17 protein-coding genes and 1 pseudogene are annotated in these 15,889 nt (G+C 35.2%); 2 read left to right on the top strand and 16 right to left on the bottom strand.

Going from position 1 to position 15,889, the window contains the following annotated elements; translation table 11 throughout:
• Positions 1–14: 14 nt before the first annotated feature.
• Positions 15–257, bottom strand: a complete 243-nt coding sequence (locus IGJ53_RS14280) for a DUF5415 family protein (protein ID WP_201064696.1) — start codon at positions 255–257, stop codon at positions 15–17.
• The gene (locus tag IGJ53_RS14275; protein WP_259741901.1) at positions 254–718 is read right to left on the bottom strand and encodes a hypothetical protein; all 465 of its coding nucleotides are present in this window, start codon (positions 716–718) and stop codon (positions 254–256) included. The genes IGJ53_RS14280 and IGJ53_RS14275 overlap by 4 nt, the downstream gene beginning before the upstream one ends.
• Positions 719–905: 187 nt before the next feature.
• Here IGJ53_RS14275 and IGJ53_RS14270 point away from each other — a divergent pair, with 187 nt between their 5' ends.
• Both IGJ53_RS14270 and IGJ53_RS14265 read left to right on the top strand, forming a co-directional pair.
• A complete protein-coding gene (locus IGJ53_RS14270) occupies positions 906–1,097 on the top strand; it encodes a hypothetical protein (RefSeq protein ID WP_002300033.1) in 192 nt (63 codons plus the stop codon).
• A gap of 143 nt (positions 1,098–1,240) precedes the next feature.
• Positions 1,241–3,298: pseudogene (locus IGJ53_RS14265) on the top strand (CAP domain-containing protein).
• Positions 3,299–3,333: 35 nt separating this feature from the next.
• Here IGJ53_RS14265 and IGJ53_RS14260 read toward each other — a convergent pair.
• The 14 genes from IGJ53_RS14260 to IGJ53_RS14195 all read right to left on the bottom strand — a co-directional run bounded on the left by IGJ53_RS14260 (position 3,334) and on the right by IGJ53_RS14195 (position 15,889).
• Complete coding sequence (locus IGJ53_RS14260) at positions 3,334–5,424, bottom strand: isopeptide-forming domain-containing fimbrial protein (RefSeq protein ID WP_201064702.1); 2,091 nt, start codon at positions 5,422–5,424, stop codon at positions 3,334–3,336.
• Complete coding sequence (locus IGJ53_RS14255) at positions 5,421–5,681, bottom strand: hypothetical protein (RefSeq protein ID WP_002293489.1); 261 nt, start codon at positions 5,679–5,681, stop codon at positions 5,421–5,423. The genes IGJ53_RS14260 and IGJ53_RS14255 overlap by 4 nt, the downstream gene beginning before the upstream one ends.
• 12 nt (positions 5,682–5,693) lie before the next feature.
• Positions 5,694–6,455, bottom strand: coding sequence for a pilin N-terminal domain-containing protein (locus IGJ53_RS14250; protein WP_201064704.1), 762 nt, complete (start codon positions 6,453–6,455; stop codon positions 5,694–5,696).
• Between the two features lie 15 nt (positions 6,456–6,470).
• Complete coding sequence (locus tag IGJ53_RS14245; RefSeq protein ID WP_201064706.1) at positions 6,471–7,223, bottom strand: class C sortase; 753 nt, start codon at positions 7,221–7,223, stop codon at positions 6,471–6,473.
• 14 nt (positions 7,224–7,237) lie between these two features.
• Complete coding sequence (locus IGJ53_RS14240; protein ID WP_438750561.1) at positions 7,238–9,214, bottom strand: pilin N-terminal domain-containing protein; 1,977 nt, start codon at positions 9,212–9,214, stop codon at positions 7,238–7,240.
• 52 nt (positions 9,215–9,266) lie between these two features.
• A complete protein-coding gene (locus IGJ53_RS14235; protein ID WP_201064710.1) occupies positions 9,267–9,938 on the bottom strand; it encodes a class A sortase in 672 nt (223 codons plus the stop codon).
• Between the two features lie 81 nt (positions 9,939–10,019).
• The gene (locus tag IGJ53_RS14230) at positions 10,020–11,186 is read right to left on the bottom strand and encodes an EpaQ family protein (protein WP_201064713.1); all 1,167 of its coding nucleotides are present in this window, start codon (positions 11,184–11,186) and stop codon (positions 10,020–10,022) included.
• A 5-nt stretch (positions 11,187–11,191) separates the two neighbouring features.
• Positions 11,192–11,881, bottom strand: coding sequence for a sortase domain-containing protein (locus IGJ53_RS14225; RefSeq protein WP_438750558.1), 690 nt, complete (start codon positions 11,879–11,881; stop codon positions 11,192–11,194).
• A gap of 126 nt (positions 11,882–12,007) precedes the next feature.
• Complete coding sequence (locus IGJ53_RS14220) at positions 12,008–12,247, bottom strand: hypothetical protein (protein WP_086311635.1); 240 nt, start codon at positions 12,245–12,247, stop codon at positions 12,008–12,010.
• 65 nt (positions 12,248–12,312) lie between these two features.
• Complete coding sequence (locus tag IGJ53_RS14215; protein ID WP_201064719.1) at positions 12,313–12,552, bottom strand: hypothetical protein; 240 nt, start codon at positions 12,550–12,552, stop codon at positions 12,313–12,315.
• 25 nt (positions 12,553–12,577) lie between these two features.
• Positions 12,578–12,700: a hypothetical protein gene (locus IGJ53_RS14210; protein WP_002293478.1), complete on the bottom strand. Its 123-nt coding sequence runs from the start codon at positions 12,698–12,700 to the stop codon at positions 12,578–12,580.
• Between the two features lie 18 nt (positions 12,701–12,718).
• Positions 12,719–13,060 (bottom strand): DUF5406 family protein, encoded by a 342-nt coding sequence (locus tag IGJ53_RS14205; RefSeq protein WP_002293476.1) that lies wholly within the window; start codon positions 13,058–13,060, stop codon positions 12,719–12,721.
• 618 nt (positions 13,061–13,678) lie between these two features.
• Positions 13,679–14,011, bottom strand: coding sequence for a type IV conjugative transfer system protein TraE (gene traE, locus IGJ53_RS14200; protein ID WP_002322486.1), 333 nt, complete (start codon positions 14,009–14,011; stop codon positions 13,679–13,681).
• An 837-nt stretch (positions 14,012–14,848) separates the two neighbouring features.
• Positions 14,849–15,889: a replication initiator protein A gene (locus tag IGJ53_RS14195; protein WP_201064723.1), complete on the bottom strand. Its 1,041-nt coding sequence runs from the start codon at positions 15,887–15,889 to the stop codon at positions 14,849–14,851.

The following is a 15,889-nucleotide window of genomic DNA, read 5'->3' as shown; positions in this document are numbered from 1 at the left end:
ATTGTTCGCTCCTTTTAGTGTTTAATAATTTCATCGAAAACAAGTTTTTCACGTTCACGTTGATAGATATATCCTTCTAAGTCCTTGTCTTTTCCCCGTAATAGGTCAAATTGTGCTTTTTCAAGGACTTCTTGTTTCCACTGTGTTTCAGAAACACCACGACGTTCTAAGATTTTAGACGCGGCTTTTTCAAATGGTGTTTTAGCTTTTGCCACTGTGATTCCTCCTTTAGGATAAATAAAAAGACTAGCAATCACTCGCTAGTCTTTTGTAACTTATATTTATTGGATTGTGATCCATCATGAATCAATTTCTCTTTCGTTCGCTTTTCATCCTTACTAGATCCGAGCAAAATCATTTTTTGTACGCCATCCTTCTCATAAGGAACAACAACAAAGAGATAATCTGGTTTATTGATAAATTCGCTAACACCTGCAGAATCTACTACTTTATATCTCTCTAATCCTTGATAATCTTTTTGTTTTTCTACACTTACCTGTACAGGTTCGGGATTCATTTCTTCAGAATATTCCCAAGTAGTATCATCAATTATTTTAAGTTTATACCAATTTCCAGCTAGTTCTCTTTTCCAAACAGTTCCTGGTTGCAATAAACTATTATTTTCTTTAGCTTCCGATTTCTTATTACTTGAACATCCACTTAAAATAATAAAAAATATTGCAAACATAGAGACAAACCATAGTTGCTTTTTCTTCATTTTATTCCTTCTTTCGTTGTTTATTTTTAGTATATCAAATAACGAAAGTAGCAACAAATCTCATTTTGATACACGGGGAACGGATACTCATAATTTCCCACCTTTCTATAGAAACTTTTTCTCTTGATATTGTGATTTATTACAAAAAAGAGCTATAATAAAGAAAAAATCAAGAGGGAGCATTGCAATGTACGCTGATAAAGAGAAAATCGAATGGTTACTATTTGAAACTGGCAAGACAGCATATGAAATTAGCAAACATTCTTCAGTCGCAGAATCAACAATTGCAGATTTAATAAAGAAAAAAAGTGCGATTGAAAAAATGCGATTTGATAATGCTGCCAAACTAACCAAATACGCCGAATCCATTTCTTCATAGCATATAAACAGCCATCCTTACACTTTTCATAGGACGGCTTTTTTATTTCAAAATTTCCACGGTATACCGTTGACTACATCGGTACACCGTGGTACATTATGAATGTAAACAAAATATTTAATCATTTAATAGGAGTTGAAAACATGAAATTATTAAACCCAAAAACTGTTATAGCTATTGGAACATTTGCTGCCACACTTGCTCTTGCTGGATCTGCTGACGCTGCTTCAACTAACGTCATGTATCGCCTTTATAATCCAAATAACCATGAACATTTTTACACCTCTAGCACAAAAGAACGTGATCACCTAGTGAAGATTAAGTGGGGTAATTATGAAGGCCCCGCTTGGGAAGCACCGACTAGCGGTGGCCACCTTGTCTATCGTTTATACAATAAAGGCCTTCGTGATCACCATTACACAGCTAGTTGGGATGAAGTGAAATGGTTGACCAAAAATTACGGTTGGACTTATGAAGGGCCTGCATGGCGTTCTGCCGAAAAAAATAATAAACCGATCTACCGCCTTTTCCTTCCAGGTGTCACCTCTGGTTCGCATCACTACACTGCAAGTTGGAAAGAAGTACAATGGTTAACCAAAGACTATGGCTGGAAATAAGAAGGAATTGGTTGGTATGGCGCTGACACCTCTAAACCCAAAGTGAATAAATCAGCTTTAGAAGCTCTGTATACGAGCGTTAAGGGAACTAAAAAAGGTGACTATACCGACAATACCTGGAACGCATTCCAAACCGCTTTAAACAATGCTAAAAAAGTGTTAAATGACTCAAAAGCGACTCAAAAACAAGTGGATAGTGCCAAAAACACATTAGATTCTGCTTACAAGGGATTAAAGAAAAAACCAGCTCCTACTGTGAACAAAACGGAATTACAAGCCTTGTACAACCAAGTAAAATCAACTGCTAAAGGAGATTTTACAGAAGGATCTTGGAATAATTTTCAGACTGCTTTATCCAATGCTAAAAAAGTACTAGACGATTCTAAAGCTTCTCAAACCCAAGTAAATAATGCTAAAAATAGTCTTGATTCTGCATTTAAAGGGTTACAACACAAACCTAAACCTTCAGAATATGCGGTAACTGTCCGTCATATGAATCGACAAACTGGAACGCTGCTAAAAGAAGAACATGTCTCAGTAAAAGCTGGTACAAGTTACACTGCAAAAGCTAGAACCGACTTGACTAACTTTGAAGCACCACAGTATCAAGTAAATGGGAATGAAACACAAACACAAACGATTAACACAAATACCACATTTACTTTTTACTATGATGAAGTCTTTCTAGTTGAAGTGAAAGCTCGTCCAAATAAAGTCTCGGATACTGATCCAAATATCCAAGAACTCTATAATTACAGTAAGAGTTATCCCGTCGTTTATGGACAAAGCATCACAATTGAAACACCTACGTTCACTAGTTTTGTTCTTGATCCTAGAGAAAGCTCTAGCAACACTGTGACTTTAAACAACGTTACAAGTAATCAAGGAATCAATTTTGCCTATACTCATCAATACAACGTCACTGTGAACCATATAAACGTTGACACAAACGCTGTTTTATCTACTGAAACACAAACGGTTTACGAGGGAGATAGTTTCTCTACTTCTTGGAAAAATATGACCGATCAAAACTACTTCTTGTGTAGAAATGACGATTCATCTGTTACCGTTGATAAAAATGGACAACGTGTAATCAATAATGTTGACCAAAATCGAACGATCACTTTCAAATACAAAAATATCTCACTAAGTGATTTAAACAACTATGTGCGTCAAAAAGAACTTGCTTGGTTAAATAGCTACCGTCAACAAAATGGCGTTGCCCCAATGCAATTCAATGATATCGTTCAACAAGCTGCGGATATTCGTGCAAAAGAATTACAAGTAAGCTTCAGTCATTATCGACCTGGTGGCGGTACTTTCCAAGATCTCTTAGAAAGTTTAGGCTGCTACGGTGCTAAAGGAGAAAATATCAATAGTTTCTACCTTTACGTTGACGAGATCCTTTCAGATACAGGAGCAGTAAATGCTATGGTTATGTGGAAAGATAGCGCTGCTCATAACGCAAACTTGCTTTACAACAATCAAAGTATCGTTGGTTTATCCCATGCTTATGAAGTTTCTGCAGACGGATCACTTTCTTCAGACAACGTATTTATTAGTGCCAATCCAATTTTCAAATAGAAAAACAAGGCTGATTTTCAGCCTTGTTTTTTTGTTTAATTGAACTTCAGAACTGCGTAGCTAAAAGTTGCTAACACAAGTAATAGTAAGCTGACCGCTAAAATCGTTACTAAATGTGTAGAACCTGTTTTAGGAACAATAACTTGTGGCAAGTTAGGATCAACACCAATTGTCACTACATTCGTTTTATTTGAAACATTATCTACTGCTGCTACAGCTTGATTATCAATATTTTTTTCTGATTGTAGTGGGGTTTTAGCTGTAAATATCAGCTGAATTTCTCGTCCATCTAAAAGATTGTTACTTAAGAAGTTAGCGGAAGCTTCCCACTTCAGCGTTCTTGAATTGCTATCATAGGTTAGTGTGCCTTCAGAAGTAATATCTTTTCCTGTACTCTTATCGATTACTTGCGCAGAACCTTCTTTGTATGTCAAACGAGCTTCAATTGGATCTTGAATACTAAATTGTTTGTAGTGATCTGACGCAGCGTCTACACCTTTTGTGTGCCATTTTTGTGTGACTAGATATTGTACCTCAGATCCTGCGTTTAAAGGAGCTGTCGGCGTACCCTTCTTACCGTCATTTCGTCCGTTTACATCTTTTCCATTTTGTTGTACTTCTTTCACTGGAATTTTAGGGAAATAAACGGTAATGATATTTGTATCCTTTTCTACTTTATTAATGATCGACGTTCCTTGATTTTTGGCTACACTATTTTGATTTGACAATTCATTGACTTTTACATTGATCACTAATTCGTAAGTTTCGCCGTTATACTTCATTCGATTTTTTAATGTATCAGCTTTCGCTGCATATTTTACCTGGTGTTTTGTTTTGTCATAGGTCACTTCACCAGATACATCGAATTTTTTATTTGTACCACTTTCAACGTGTGCATCGACGTAATCTACTTCTTTTGGTAAATTATCGATTAACTCAAATCGATCGTAAACCGCTAGTAAATCCACTCCTAATCGATTCACCTTCTGTTTGATTCGATATTGAATCGTGTCTCCTACTTGCAACATTTTATCGTTCACGTTATTTCCATTTTTATCAACCCCTGTTTTTTCAGGTTGATCAGGAACAACACTAAAGATTGTCGCAGAAGATAAAGTAAACCAAGTTTGAACATTAGAAGAACCAATCACAAACGTCGGATTTGCTTCAGATATTTTAAAGGACACAGTACCTTGACCAAACTTCGGATCTCCTAATTTATCATGCAAATTATTGAAATCATTATCCGCTTGTGTCAGCTTAGAGCTTCCTCCTGGGTGGCCACCTACCACGTTCAGATTGTTGTAGAAAGATTTAAATTCTGAAAGAACCGTATCTTTTCTGACATACCAATCTGTCGTATTCATTTTGTCATAGTGGGCATATTCTCCTTTAAGATCCGTGCTTTTTCCTCCTGCAGGGTTCAAAGAGTTAAAACTGATAAACGTGTCTCCTGAAAATTGAACGGGGCTACCGTCCTCATATGTGGCTACTAGCTGCACATTCATTTGTGTTGAATGGTAAACAATTCCTGAGAAAAGATTGTCTGAGATCCAAAGTACTGTTCTTTTTTTAGATTTACTCATTGCACCATTCGTATTTTTATAGCCATCGTCTCGAAAATGAGTTTTTGTATAGTTATTATCTAGTAGATTCCACGGCAACGTATCCGAGTATAAGTGAATATTAGATAAAACTAGCTTGATATTGACTTTTTTCCCGTTATACGTACCGATTTTTCCATAGTCAATATTGACTTTGGTGTTGGTTGTTACGCCTTCTAACACAAGGTTTGTTTCACCGTATTCTTTTTGGAAAGAAGGATAGCGTATATTTTTGTTTCCCTCCACTAATCCTACGTAGTCGTCTGTAAAACCACCTTTGTTGGCATCAACATGATATTTGTAAACTTTGGACGCTCCGTTTACAGTAATATTCGTTTTTGCATTAGGAACATCTTTTGGAATAATAAAATTATTCTTTACGTTCTGGATTGGATTTGACGGATCGACAATAACTTTTTCAGCAAAGACATTGGCTGTTTTTAACCCAAACAATGTACCTAACATCATCATTATGGGAAAAACATATTTTAACCGTCTTGTCCACGAGTGTTTAAAATTCATCCCTTCATCCCCTCTTTTTTATAAATGACTAGTGAAATTCCGACAATAACGATCAAATTGATCGTAGTAAATAATGGATTCCTAATGAGCTTTTCCATAATATCTAGCGGCATGGAAGCAGCTGGTATGTTTAAAATCCTCATTAGGTATAGTTGGTAGCTTGGCAAAATAGATAGTTGAGAAAATAATAAACCGCAGTACAAAAAGACTGCGGTTAAACAAGAAAGATTGAATAATAATAATTTGATCAGTTTCATCTTATTTCTTCCTTAATCTCTAGAAAACAAGTGAGTAACAAAATCCCAACAATTCTCAAAGAAGTTTTTCTTTACGCCAGTAGAAACGATTTTTTTTACTTCTTCTTTAGGTTGCGAAGCTTCTGATTTAGGATAAATCCACACATCCTTTAAGAATTCACCGTTTTTATCAGAAACAGGTGTTAATAGCAAAATATCCTCGCTATTAGAAATGTTTTCAGGACTTGATTCATTGACAATATAATAAGCTTGTTTCTGATTTGCCTGTACTTCTACCGAGAATTCAAAGACACCTGTTTGTTGATCAATTGTCTTTGTTTCTCCATTAGAAACTAGCTTCAATTGATCACTGGATAGTTTTTTCACTCGATTTTTTAATTGGGATTCAATTTGATCAGTTGAGAGATCCTTAACATCCATCTTTTGTAAAATGTCCGATACATCATAAACAGAAAACTTCGCGCCATTTACTCCTTCTTGTTTTTCAAGCTTTTGCCCCTGGTTGTCTAATTGTTCTGAAGAAATAATCTTTTGAACGTGAATGGTCTGTTTGACTATTTGATCGTCTTCAGCAATTTTAGGTTCTTCTGAAGAATCAACTGTTGACGAATCGACGGTTTCATCGCTGCTTTGAATCGTGCTGCTATCTGACGTTTGGATTGTTTGTTCTGTGCTATCCGTGCTTTCTTGACTGTCTGCAACCGTCAATTGTGTGTAGGCAGTGAAAGAAAAAAGAGCGGCTGCACAAACAAATAGCCATTTTCTATTTCTCATGTTGGTTACCCTCCTTTATTTTTTCTTTTTATAAACAAATAGCGAACCAATAATCATGACTGAAAGAAAAACAGTACTTCCTAAAAGCCATTTCCAAGATAATTTTTGTTTTTTATTTTCTTCATCTTTTAATTCTGATTTTGTAAAGGATACTCGTTTCCCATACACTAGGAAACGGTGTGTGTTGATTCCCTTAGGCGTACATGTCATTAGCGTTACTCGATCTTCATTGGGATTTGGTTCTAAGTAAGTGACAAAGTTTCTTTGTAGTTCATCTTTTTGCACTTCCTCAATCCGATCGATTTGATAAGCGTGCTGCTCACCATCAACTTTGATATAAAACTTTTCTCCTTTTTTTACTGAAGGTAAATCATCAAAAAGATTATCTTTATAAAGTCCACTATGACCTGCGATTAAAGGATTTTTACCGTTTCCTCCTGTAATGTCACCAGTTCCTTCCGTAATACCTACACCATTTTCTAAAATTTTGTCGGACGTTCCGTCATAAATTGGTAGTTTTAAAGAAATACTTGGAATTGTAAGAATACCAACGGGATCGCCTAACTCAATCTTAGCAACATCCAAAGAAGAATCCGTTTCTGCTGCCGTTCCTGTTCGATCGATTGCGGCAATCTGCTGATTTTGTTGGTATTTTGCCACGCTCGCTTCAGCAGGCATCAAAAGTAAGACACCTGCAGCTGAAAGTAACCAGAAAGCAATGATCCATTTACCCATGATTCGCTTTTTCTTAGGCTTCCTGATAATCATTGGTTTTGATCCTTCTAGGCTTTCTTCTTAAAGTAAACAACTGCAGAAAGTGCCCCTGCTCCTAGCAACAAGCAAGAGATTAATACATACGTTTGAAAACCGTTGCTACCAGTCATTGGTACGGAAGCTTTTTGATTGTTTTTGATCGTGATTCGGTTTTCTTCTTTGTATGAATCTTTGCCTACTTTGAAAGAGATCTCTTTCGTTAATTTTTGATAGTTTTCAGGAGCTTTTGTTTCTTCCAATGAATATTCACCTTCAGTTAAACCAGTGATTTCAAAGTGACCTTCTTTATCTGATTTTAGGATCGCTGCATTTGCTACATCATCTACCCATACTGCTTCTTTGACACCGTCTTTATCCGTATCAACTAATCCACCATAATATTTTCCTTCTGCGTTTTTAGCAGCAAATTCTGCGCCTTCAAGCGGTGTTGCTTTGATTCCTGTTCCAAATAGTCCGCTATCGACTTTTAAGAATTTTGCGCCATAAGTCACAACGTCAGCTTTCGTTTTTTCGTGGTGTTCTTCCTGATTAAATGGATTGTTGTTATAAACGAAATCCACGCTATTTGTTAATGGATTGGCAACAGCTGCGCTGTCATTTACATACATGTTATAAGTCATTTGAAGATCTTGTCCGTGTAAACTTGCTACAGTATCACTTACTTGGCCATTATTCACGATAAAATCGATCACAAAGCCATTTTCTGAATTTTGGATTTTATAATCTGTATTTTCTTTTAATACCACAGCTCCATCTTTATTTGTTACTTTGATATTTGCTTTAGCAGCGACATAAGAAAGTCCTTGTCCTGCTGTATCCCCCCATTTAAATACACTGTAAGGAGAAGTTTCGCTTTTCACTCCGTTTACTGTGATACCGTCTGCTCCGCCTGCAATGTCTGTTGGGATATGAATCGTTCCTTGATAATTTACTGCGTCACCAATTTGGAAAGAATGTTCTTGTCCAGTTCCATTTGTTACTGTTTTATCGATCACTGGTGCTTTATAGTTTACGTATGAAGCTTTTAAGTCACTTGTCACGCCATCATTCGTAATTTCAAAGGTTAATTTATTGTGCGCATCGTTGCGAGCGTCTGCGCCTAATAAATATTGATCTGCTGTTGGTTCTTTATCTGATCCCACTACAACTTCTGAAGGAACTTCCACAAAATAGTATTTTCCTAACGTCAAATCAGTAGCAGTCAGCTTTCCTTGATCATCCGATACAAGATCTCCTAATTTTGTTCCTTTTCCAGGTTCGCCCTTGTATAACTCAAATTTTGCCCCTTTTAAAGGTGTTTGTTTGCTTTGAGCTGTGCCATCGTCACCAAATTTCGTTAATTCAAAACTCAACTTAGAAACAATATTTTTAGGATATAAGTGAATGTCTTTTAAAAAACCTGAACCTGTATTATCAGTCATTGGCGCAATCACAACCATTGGTTTTGCTTTTTGTGTGACTAATCCAGCAGCGGATTTACTTTCATAAACCACATATACATTCCCTTTGGAATTGACATAGGCTGGTTGATCAGCAAAAGTGATCTCACCATTTTCATCTACAGCTGAAGTAATTTTGTTGGTTGCATTCTTGACGTATTCACTTTTAGATCCCTTGTCTTCTACATCTTTAACGATTTCGTCCACTTTCGCGTTGGTTAGATCAGAATCTTCAGTCGGTAATACTTGATCCGTAATATTTCCTAACGTAAACTCAACATCACCATAATCTGCCTTGTTGTATTTCGTTACACCTGTAGGATATTGATCGTGCGTATAACCATCGTTTTTGATCCCGTCAATATCAACATTCAATTGCGTTCCTTGATCGTACATTAATTTATGAACCGTGATATTGACCTTCTCTGGTGGCGTTTTTTGCGTGACATCTTCTGCATGTGCTTGATACCCCTGAAAGCAGCTTGCAATGATTCCTAACATTCCAACAAGCATTCCAGCTTTTTTTACATACCGATTTATTGCCATTTTTTTATCTCCTCATTTCATATTTCAACGACTCGCGTTGATTAAAACCTTGTTATTGTAGCTCTCCCTGTACCACGTATCTTTCTTTTCCTTGTGACGTATAAACACAAGTAAACAACGTTAATAAGGGTTTCTCTCCTTTCTTTGGCAAAGACAAGAAAGAGTTCTCTTCAGGAACGCCATCGATTAATTTAAAGTACTCAGGTACGATAAATTTACGCGTTACCTTGTAACGATAGACGCCATCGTCACTAACTAAGTCCATCACCTCCCCTAATGACAACTTTTGAATATCAGAAAATAAAACACCTGGCATTTCCATGTTATGACCTGCTAGGACATAGTTTCCTTTGCCCATTTCGGCATCTTCATAAAAATAAGTAGCCGCTCCAAGACTCAAAGTGTATTGATTTGCCCCTTTAAAAATTGGCAATGCTAAACCAAGTGCAGGAATCTGAATTTGTGCAAATACTTGTTTATTGACGCCCATTTCGATTGCTTCTTTTTGTATGGACAACATTTGCCCCAAAGACATATCATTATTGACGTTCGTTGCATCCTCCTTATAACTCTTTGCGTGTGCATTGATTTGATCTACGGGCATCTTTTTTTCTATATTTTGCTTAAACACCTCTCCTTCATGTTTTTGGTAGCTAACATAGCCAAACACACTGCAAAAGACGATTAAAGCGACTCCTAAAAAACCAAATAACCATTTTTTCATCCATCTGCCTCCTTTCAGACAAAACAAAAAACACTTTTTCACAACGAAAAAGTGTTTTCTCTTATTACTATTCTATTTCATTTATCTGGTGGTTTTATATTGGTGTATAGCCATTGCTAACATTAAGAATACAATTGGCACCCAACTGATTGTAGTTAATGTTTCTTCCATGAATGATTGACACATGATTGCTAAAAAAGCCCACAAGAATGTTAGTTGTCCGTTTGTCAGCTCACATTTTCTTACGAGCAACCATAAGAAACTAAGCAAAAGAATAATCGATAGAGCAAAACCAATCAATCCATAGTGATTGACGAGTGCGTGATACGTATTATGGTTACCTAGAAACTGATTTCCTCTATGGAAAAAGAAAGGTTTCATCCCTACAAATATTTGTCCTGTTTTTTCGCCTAATGTTTCATAGAATTTGCGCCAAATTTCTTCTCGTCCTGTAAATAGATGAACTTTGTCTGACATTGCAGCAAAATAAGAAATCGGTAAAGCTAGAACCGAAACTGCTGCATACATCCAAAAGGACAAGTGTGTGTTTCGAAAAATCTTCTTAGGTAAAATTTCTAAGATAATGAAGATAACCAGCGCGTATAATGCTGCTTTCGATTGGCAAACCCAAATCGTTGCCCCAGCAAGAATCAACGCTGGTAATGATAGCAATCGCATGTACCATTTTCCAAATGAACTAGCAAATCCTGTGATAAGAAGGGCTAATGTCATTAAAGAACTACCTATCGTATTTGTATTGATCCAAATATCTGATAATTTGTTCGATGGATTCCAAATACTTTGTCCTTCTGGTACTGGTATCTCAGTAAATACTCGATAAACCGTTACGAGTAAAAAGACATAGAATACTGCAAGATACAAGCTACGATCAATTACAGTAAATTCCGTCCATTTTACAATCAAAATAATAGCAATAATTGTCGGAACGATCAGATCACCATAGAAAGTATCTCCTCGGTAGCTTCTAAAAAAAGAAAAGAAAAGGTAAAAAAGAATACCTGCTGCAATGAAGAATAGATCGTTTCTCTTTACCTTGTACAGATTCAAAAGAAACAAACAGCCTACGAAAAACGTCACTAACTGTGCAGCATTATCATAAATAAATAATACAGTAGGAGGATTTAACCCCACAGTCCATATTAAATATAGAATGGATACCAACAGTAACAGAAAAATGGCACTCATTTTATTGATCAATTTTTCTACAAGTTCTTGAATTTGACTCACTTCCCTTATTTATTGATTTTTTCTACATTGACTAATTCGCACTGGATCACATCGCACTTTTTCATATTATTTGATTCAAAGTCTAACAGTGTGAGTAGTGGTTTTTTACCTGCTTTTGGCAAGGATAAAAAGGAATTGTTTTCCTTAGATTGAACTACCTGGCTGTAATCAGAAATTTTTCCTCTTTTGGAGACTTCATACTGATACTTGTAATGAGCATCGATTAGATCAATTTCTTCTCCTTCAGATAAATCAATCATATCGGATAATAAAACGCTTGGTGTATCTACGTTATAACCAGCAAGAATATAATTTCCATTTCCCATTTCAGCATCTGGATAATAAGTAGAAGCTACTCCTAAACTGAGCGTGTCGCTATTCGCTCCTTGAAAAACAGGGAGAATAAATCCTGTAGAAGAAAAAACAAGTTTTCCAGCAATTTCACCTTTGAGATCCTTTTCTAATGCCTGTTTTTGATTAGTAATCAGTTGTCTCTTAGAAATATCCGTTAAACTGGTTAAATTATCTTGATAGGTTTTAGCCTGTTCCTGAATATGGATTGTTTTTGTTACACCATCTACTTTTTCAGCGATTTTGTCCTTTTGATAACCTTGATAAGCAAAATAACTAAAAAGGAGAAAAACAATGATTACGCCTACGTAAGGATTAAATAAAGTTTTATTGTTTTTATTCATCTATCTACCTTCTATATTTGAATTAATTTACCTACATCTAACCAAGATAAACCACGTTAAATTTTACTATTCTTTTTATTCAATAACAGTGCCACATCATAATTGATCATTTTCATATCATAATCGTCAAGAAACTTCTAATAATAGTTGGCAATTAGAACTTGTTTTCACATAAGTTCGTCTCAACTGTTCAAAATTTTTCATTGATCCCAATAGACAGGCTTTCTCCTTCCCTGTTATTTGCATATCATTGATATATTGCATGACAGATAACCTTTTAAGGTGTTTTTGTTTCATCGTTTTTAGTAACTTTTCTTCCATTTCTTTCGACACTTTTTTTCTATTTTCGATTTCTTTACAATTCATGAGTTTTCCTACCTTCCTTGTTTTGATAAAAATAAAAAAGCCTATGATCACATACGCTCTACACTTCACTCTTGGGTTATCTTTTTCTTTCTTTTAACTACTGGCCTTGCTGGTTTCAAATCCTTGATTCCATTATAGGTTCTCCAATAATCAAACTCTTTTCGTAATCTTTCTTTTTCCATATCTGTTCCTTTGGATAAGGCTTTAAATACATCTTTAGGTGAATAACCACGAGCTAACAGCTGTACATACCTTCCTTTTGTCAAAGTATCCATATCCATCGCATCTAAAACTGGTCGCGTCATCTAATTTGCCTCCTAAATAAATTCTTTACTCGATGTCTAATGATAATACTAGCTTTTTATTATTCGTCGTAATTTCTGCACATTCTTCTTCATTATTTTCTGCGATTAACGCATAATAGCATGGTGATTTTACTTCGAAAAATTTCATGATCTATTCCTCCAATTTTTATTCTTCTTTATCCGCTACAAAGTCAATGATTTCAACACTGACAATATAATCACTCAAATATGACCAGGTATCTTCTACAGACAATTCGTCTCCTTTGTCGTTCGTAAGCGTCATTTTAAACCACTCATCGCCTTCATCATCTTCAGGTAGCAAGCCGAATCCAATTGGATTATCAGTCAATGTTTGATCGTATAAATCATCCTCGTCTAATGCTAAAACATCTAATCCTTTACAATTTCCGCCCCTTCTAAACGTCACAAATCCTTTGTAATCCCAACGTTGGAAAGAAACCTTAATAGTATGTGTGCCCAATCGTATATTCGGATCATAATTTTTCATTTGTCATTCCTCCATTACGTAAATTTCATTTTCTCTATGTTTTATATCAATTTTTTCACTTTATTCAGGACTTGTTCATATTTTATCGTTTTTCGTTTACTTAAAAATACATAAAAAATTTCGACTCGTTTATGGCGTCCGAAACGAGAAACCCTAGTAGACAGCGGTAAATGCTCGATTGATCCAATAATCAACGTCCTCGCAAGTATCTACATGTACTGCAGCACACGACACAATTTCTTGTGCGTCCTCCCCATTACGAGAAGACCTACTCCTTATTCCATGAGTTTGCGTCAAAGTCTAGATCCCTTAGTAGCTGCTCATGATTAATCTAGACGCTATTCTAACTTGTCTAACTTCTAAATTCCCTCTTGTTTACTCTGCGCATATTATTTACACAAATTCATTTCACCACTATCCAAACAAGCGCATTTACTCGATTGACCAATTTTTTACGTTACCAATCGTTAAAACCTACCCCGTCACTCCCCGAAGGGAATTGTTGATAGATCAAGTCTACTCCTTATTTTTCTAGTGACTCTAAGTTCCTTTAGAAGTCTCGACAATATTTTCAAGCAAGCGAAAAACGATAAAATACAAGTTATGAGAATGATCAATTCAGCTGATCAAACGCCCCATCCCTTTTGCGGTACAACGCAAGACTCCATTTTTTCTTCGACCAATCAGTACACCGTTTTGGTCATAAACATGTTTGATTGTTGGATATAGCTCTTTTAAGGGGATAGGATCTTTTAAAATTATTTGCTTTTGTTTCCCAATGTAATAAATCATTTCCTCTGAGACTTTGTCTTTCTGGATTATATATTTCTTACACTGCACAACGGTTTTACTTTGGCCAGTTGATAGTTTCTTCGTGATTTTCTCTGTAGCGGTACACCGTTTACCGTAATGACAAATATCTTTGAGACTCAAAATTCCTGTATATGACATAAAATAAACCACCCAATTTCTTTAAATATTTTTAACAAGTTTTTCTTGTTATTTTTCAAAAATAGAGAATTGATTTTCGTTCATGACAAACAAAAAAGAGGGAACGCATCCAAACATGCGTTCCCTCTAATTTCAGCGTTCGTCATACGGCAAAGAGCCACACGGACATTTTTATAACATTATGCTTAGGCATAGATTCATCGTAATATCACGTATTTTTAACCTTAACACAGCCAAAAAAAGTGGTATCACTTTTGAATATCTGTTATACTAAATCCGTTGCGGGTAATACCGTAACACTGAAAGGTTAACGCATTAAGGGTTCAGCTTAATGCCGTGTATGAACGCTGACGAAGGTTACCAGCCTTCCGAGTTCATACCGCCTTTCTTTTTTTTGTATTTTCAATTGTCCAAATTTATCGTCCAAAAGTGCAGAACGAAAATCAATTCATCACAAGCATAGCAGACAATTAAATTTAAAACAACTAAATTTATACAAAAAAATGTAAGCGAATAATATTCGTATTGCCTGAAAAGAAATAATATCAAGGTTTTTAGCTTGTTTAAAAAATGAAATTACCTCTCTTCGCGTATTATTATAACTCAAAAAAAGGAGTATGCAAACATCCGTTCCCTTTTTTATATTTGAAATTAATTATTACTTTTAACACTTATGACGTAAAAAGCTACGTTTGTGATTTTTATCATAATATTTTAACTTATAAATTCTATTAAAATAGCTATTACTTTGTAATATTCGTAATATAATTAGAATAATAAAAATTTTTTAATTTTAATGATACTCCATGAAGCAACAATCACTTTATCAGTAAAGTTTCACTCTAACCAGTCTTTTGTAATAGTGTTTTGGGAGCTTTCAGAATTCAAACGTTTTTCACTTGATACTTTAGCAGCTATTGGTTTTTCGATAAACCAATTTTTTACATAGACAAAAATCAGGTTCTGGATATTTTCGACTTTTTCAGTTTTTAATTTTTGATAGGCTTTTAACAGTGTCGTGTATAATTCTTGTTCTGCATTGACATAATAACTATCGAGTTCTTCAAAAACTATCGAAATACCACTTTCTATTTCGGCTTTTTTCTTTGCATTATGAATAGTCTGGACGGTTTTTTGAGCTTCACTGTAACTTGAAGAAAATGTTTTTATCAAATTTAATACTCGTTCAGGGACAAACGTAGCAATACTGTCGTTTTTCATGATTGTCTCAAAATTGTCTAACAACAATTGATCTTGTAGGCGGTCTTTTTCAGTGTCTATATTGTGTCTATTAGTGTCTAATATATTATTATTAAGTTCTGGTATGATTTTCATACCCTCTGATTTATCAACGTTTTGGCACGGTATGATTTTCATACCCTCTTGAGCTCCAAGGGATTCAGCGTATGATTTTTCGTCGGGGGAGGGTATGATTTTCATACCCTCTGATTTATCAACGTTTTCCCTATTTTCTCTATCAAATTTTTCGAGTAAGTAGATATCATTTTCTGAGACTTTTAATTCTGCTAGATACAGTCTATTAGGATTATTTTTCCCTAACTGTTTGTTAAATCCCATCTGCTTTTGTAATAATAAACCAAAGGATTCCAACTCTTTTTTGATTGCTATCGCTTTTTGTTTTTGGCAGTTTAATACGTTGCATAATTCATTTGTCGTATAAGTGAAATAAACATTGCCTTCTTCATCGATTTGCCTTTTACTGATTGCGATCTCTAATCTTGCTTTTAAAAGCATATAGGCAATCTTGGTTGAATCTTTCATTTTTTTGTATTCGTCAGAAACAATAAAGACTTTTGGAAATTGATAAAATAATTCGTTGTAAACTCTATCCGCCTTAAAAAAATTAAAATCAGTCAT

The sequence above is a fragment of the Enterococcus sp. DIV1283b genome (assembly GCF_051710965.1).
Taxonomy (GTDB): domain Bacteria; phylum Bacillota; class Bacilli; order Lactobacillales; family Enterococcaceae; genus Enterococcus_B; species Enterococcus_B lactis.
The sequence above is the reverse complement of the archived record's forward strand: the minus strand, read 5'-3'. Positions and strand labels throughout refer to the sequence as shown.

What these genes read in the sequence shown, in the direction of transcription:
- IGJ53_RS14270 (WP_002300033.1), top strand. Translation starts at nt 906, where the DNA reads ATGTACGCTGATAAAGAGAAAATCGAATGGTTACTATTTGAAACTGGC.
- IGJ53_RS14210 (WP_002293478.1), bottom strand. Translation starts at nt 12,700, where the DNA reads ATGAAATTTTTCGAAGTAAAATCACCATGCTATTATGCGTTAATCGCA.
- IGJ53_RS14235 (WP_201064710.1), bottom strand. Translation starts at nt 9,938, where the DNA reads ATGAAAAAATGGTTATTTGGTTTTTTAGGAGTCGCTTTAATCGTCTTT.
- IGJ53_RS14260 (WP_201064702.1), bottom strand. Translation starts at nt 5,424, where the DNA reads ATGAATTTTAAACACTCGTGGACAAGACGGTTAAAATATGTTTTTCCC.
- IGJ53_RS14220 (WP_086311635.1), bottom strand. Translation starts at nt 12,247, where the DNA reads ATGAATTGTAAAGAAATCGAAAATAGAAAAAAAGTGTCGAAAGAAATG.
- IGJ53_RS14255 (WP_002293489.1), bottom strand. Translation starts at nt 5,681, where the DNA reads ATGAAACTGATCAAATTATTATTATTCAATCTTTCTTGTTTAACCGCA.
- IGJ53_RS14195 (WP_201064723.1), bottom strand. Translation starts at nt 15,889, where the DNA reads ATGACTGATTTTAATTTTTTTAAGGCGGATAGAGTTTACAACGAATTA.
- IGJ53_RS14275 (WP_259741901.1), bottom strand. Translation starts at nt 718, where the DNA reads ATGAAGAAAAAGCAACTATGGTTTGTCTCTATGTTTGCAATATTTTTT.
- IGJ53_RS14240 (WP_438750561.1), bottom strand. Translation starts at nt 9,214, where the DNA reads ATGGCAATAAATCGGTATGTAAAAAAAGCTGGAATGCTTGTTGGAATG.
- IGJ53_RS14225 (WP_438750558.1), bottom strand. Translation starts at nt 11,881, where the DNA reads ATGAATAAAAACAATAAAACTTTATTTAATCCTTACGTAGGCGTAATC.
- traE (WP_002322486.1), bottom strand. Translation starts at nt 14,011, where the DNA reads ATGTCATATACAGGAATTTTGAGTCTCAAAGATATTTGTCATTACGGT.
- IGJ53_RS14245 (WP_201064706.1), bottom strand. Translation starts at nt 7,223, where the DNA reads ATGATTATCAGGAAGCCTAAGAAAAAGCGAATCATGGGTAAATGGATC.
- IGJ53_RS14205 (WP_002293476.1), bottom strand. Translation starts at nt 13,060, where the DNA reads ATGAAAAATTATGATCCGAATATACGATTGGGCACACATACTATTAAG.
- IGJ53_RS14250 (WP_201064704.1), bottom strand. Translation starts at nt 6,455, where the DNA reads ATGAGAAATAGAAAATGGCTATTTGTTTGTGCAGCCGCTCTTTTTTCT.
- IGJ53_RS14215 (WP_201064719.1), bottom strand. Translation starts at nt 12,552, where the DNA reads ATGACGCGACCAGTTTTAGATGCGATGGATATGGATACTTTGACAAAA.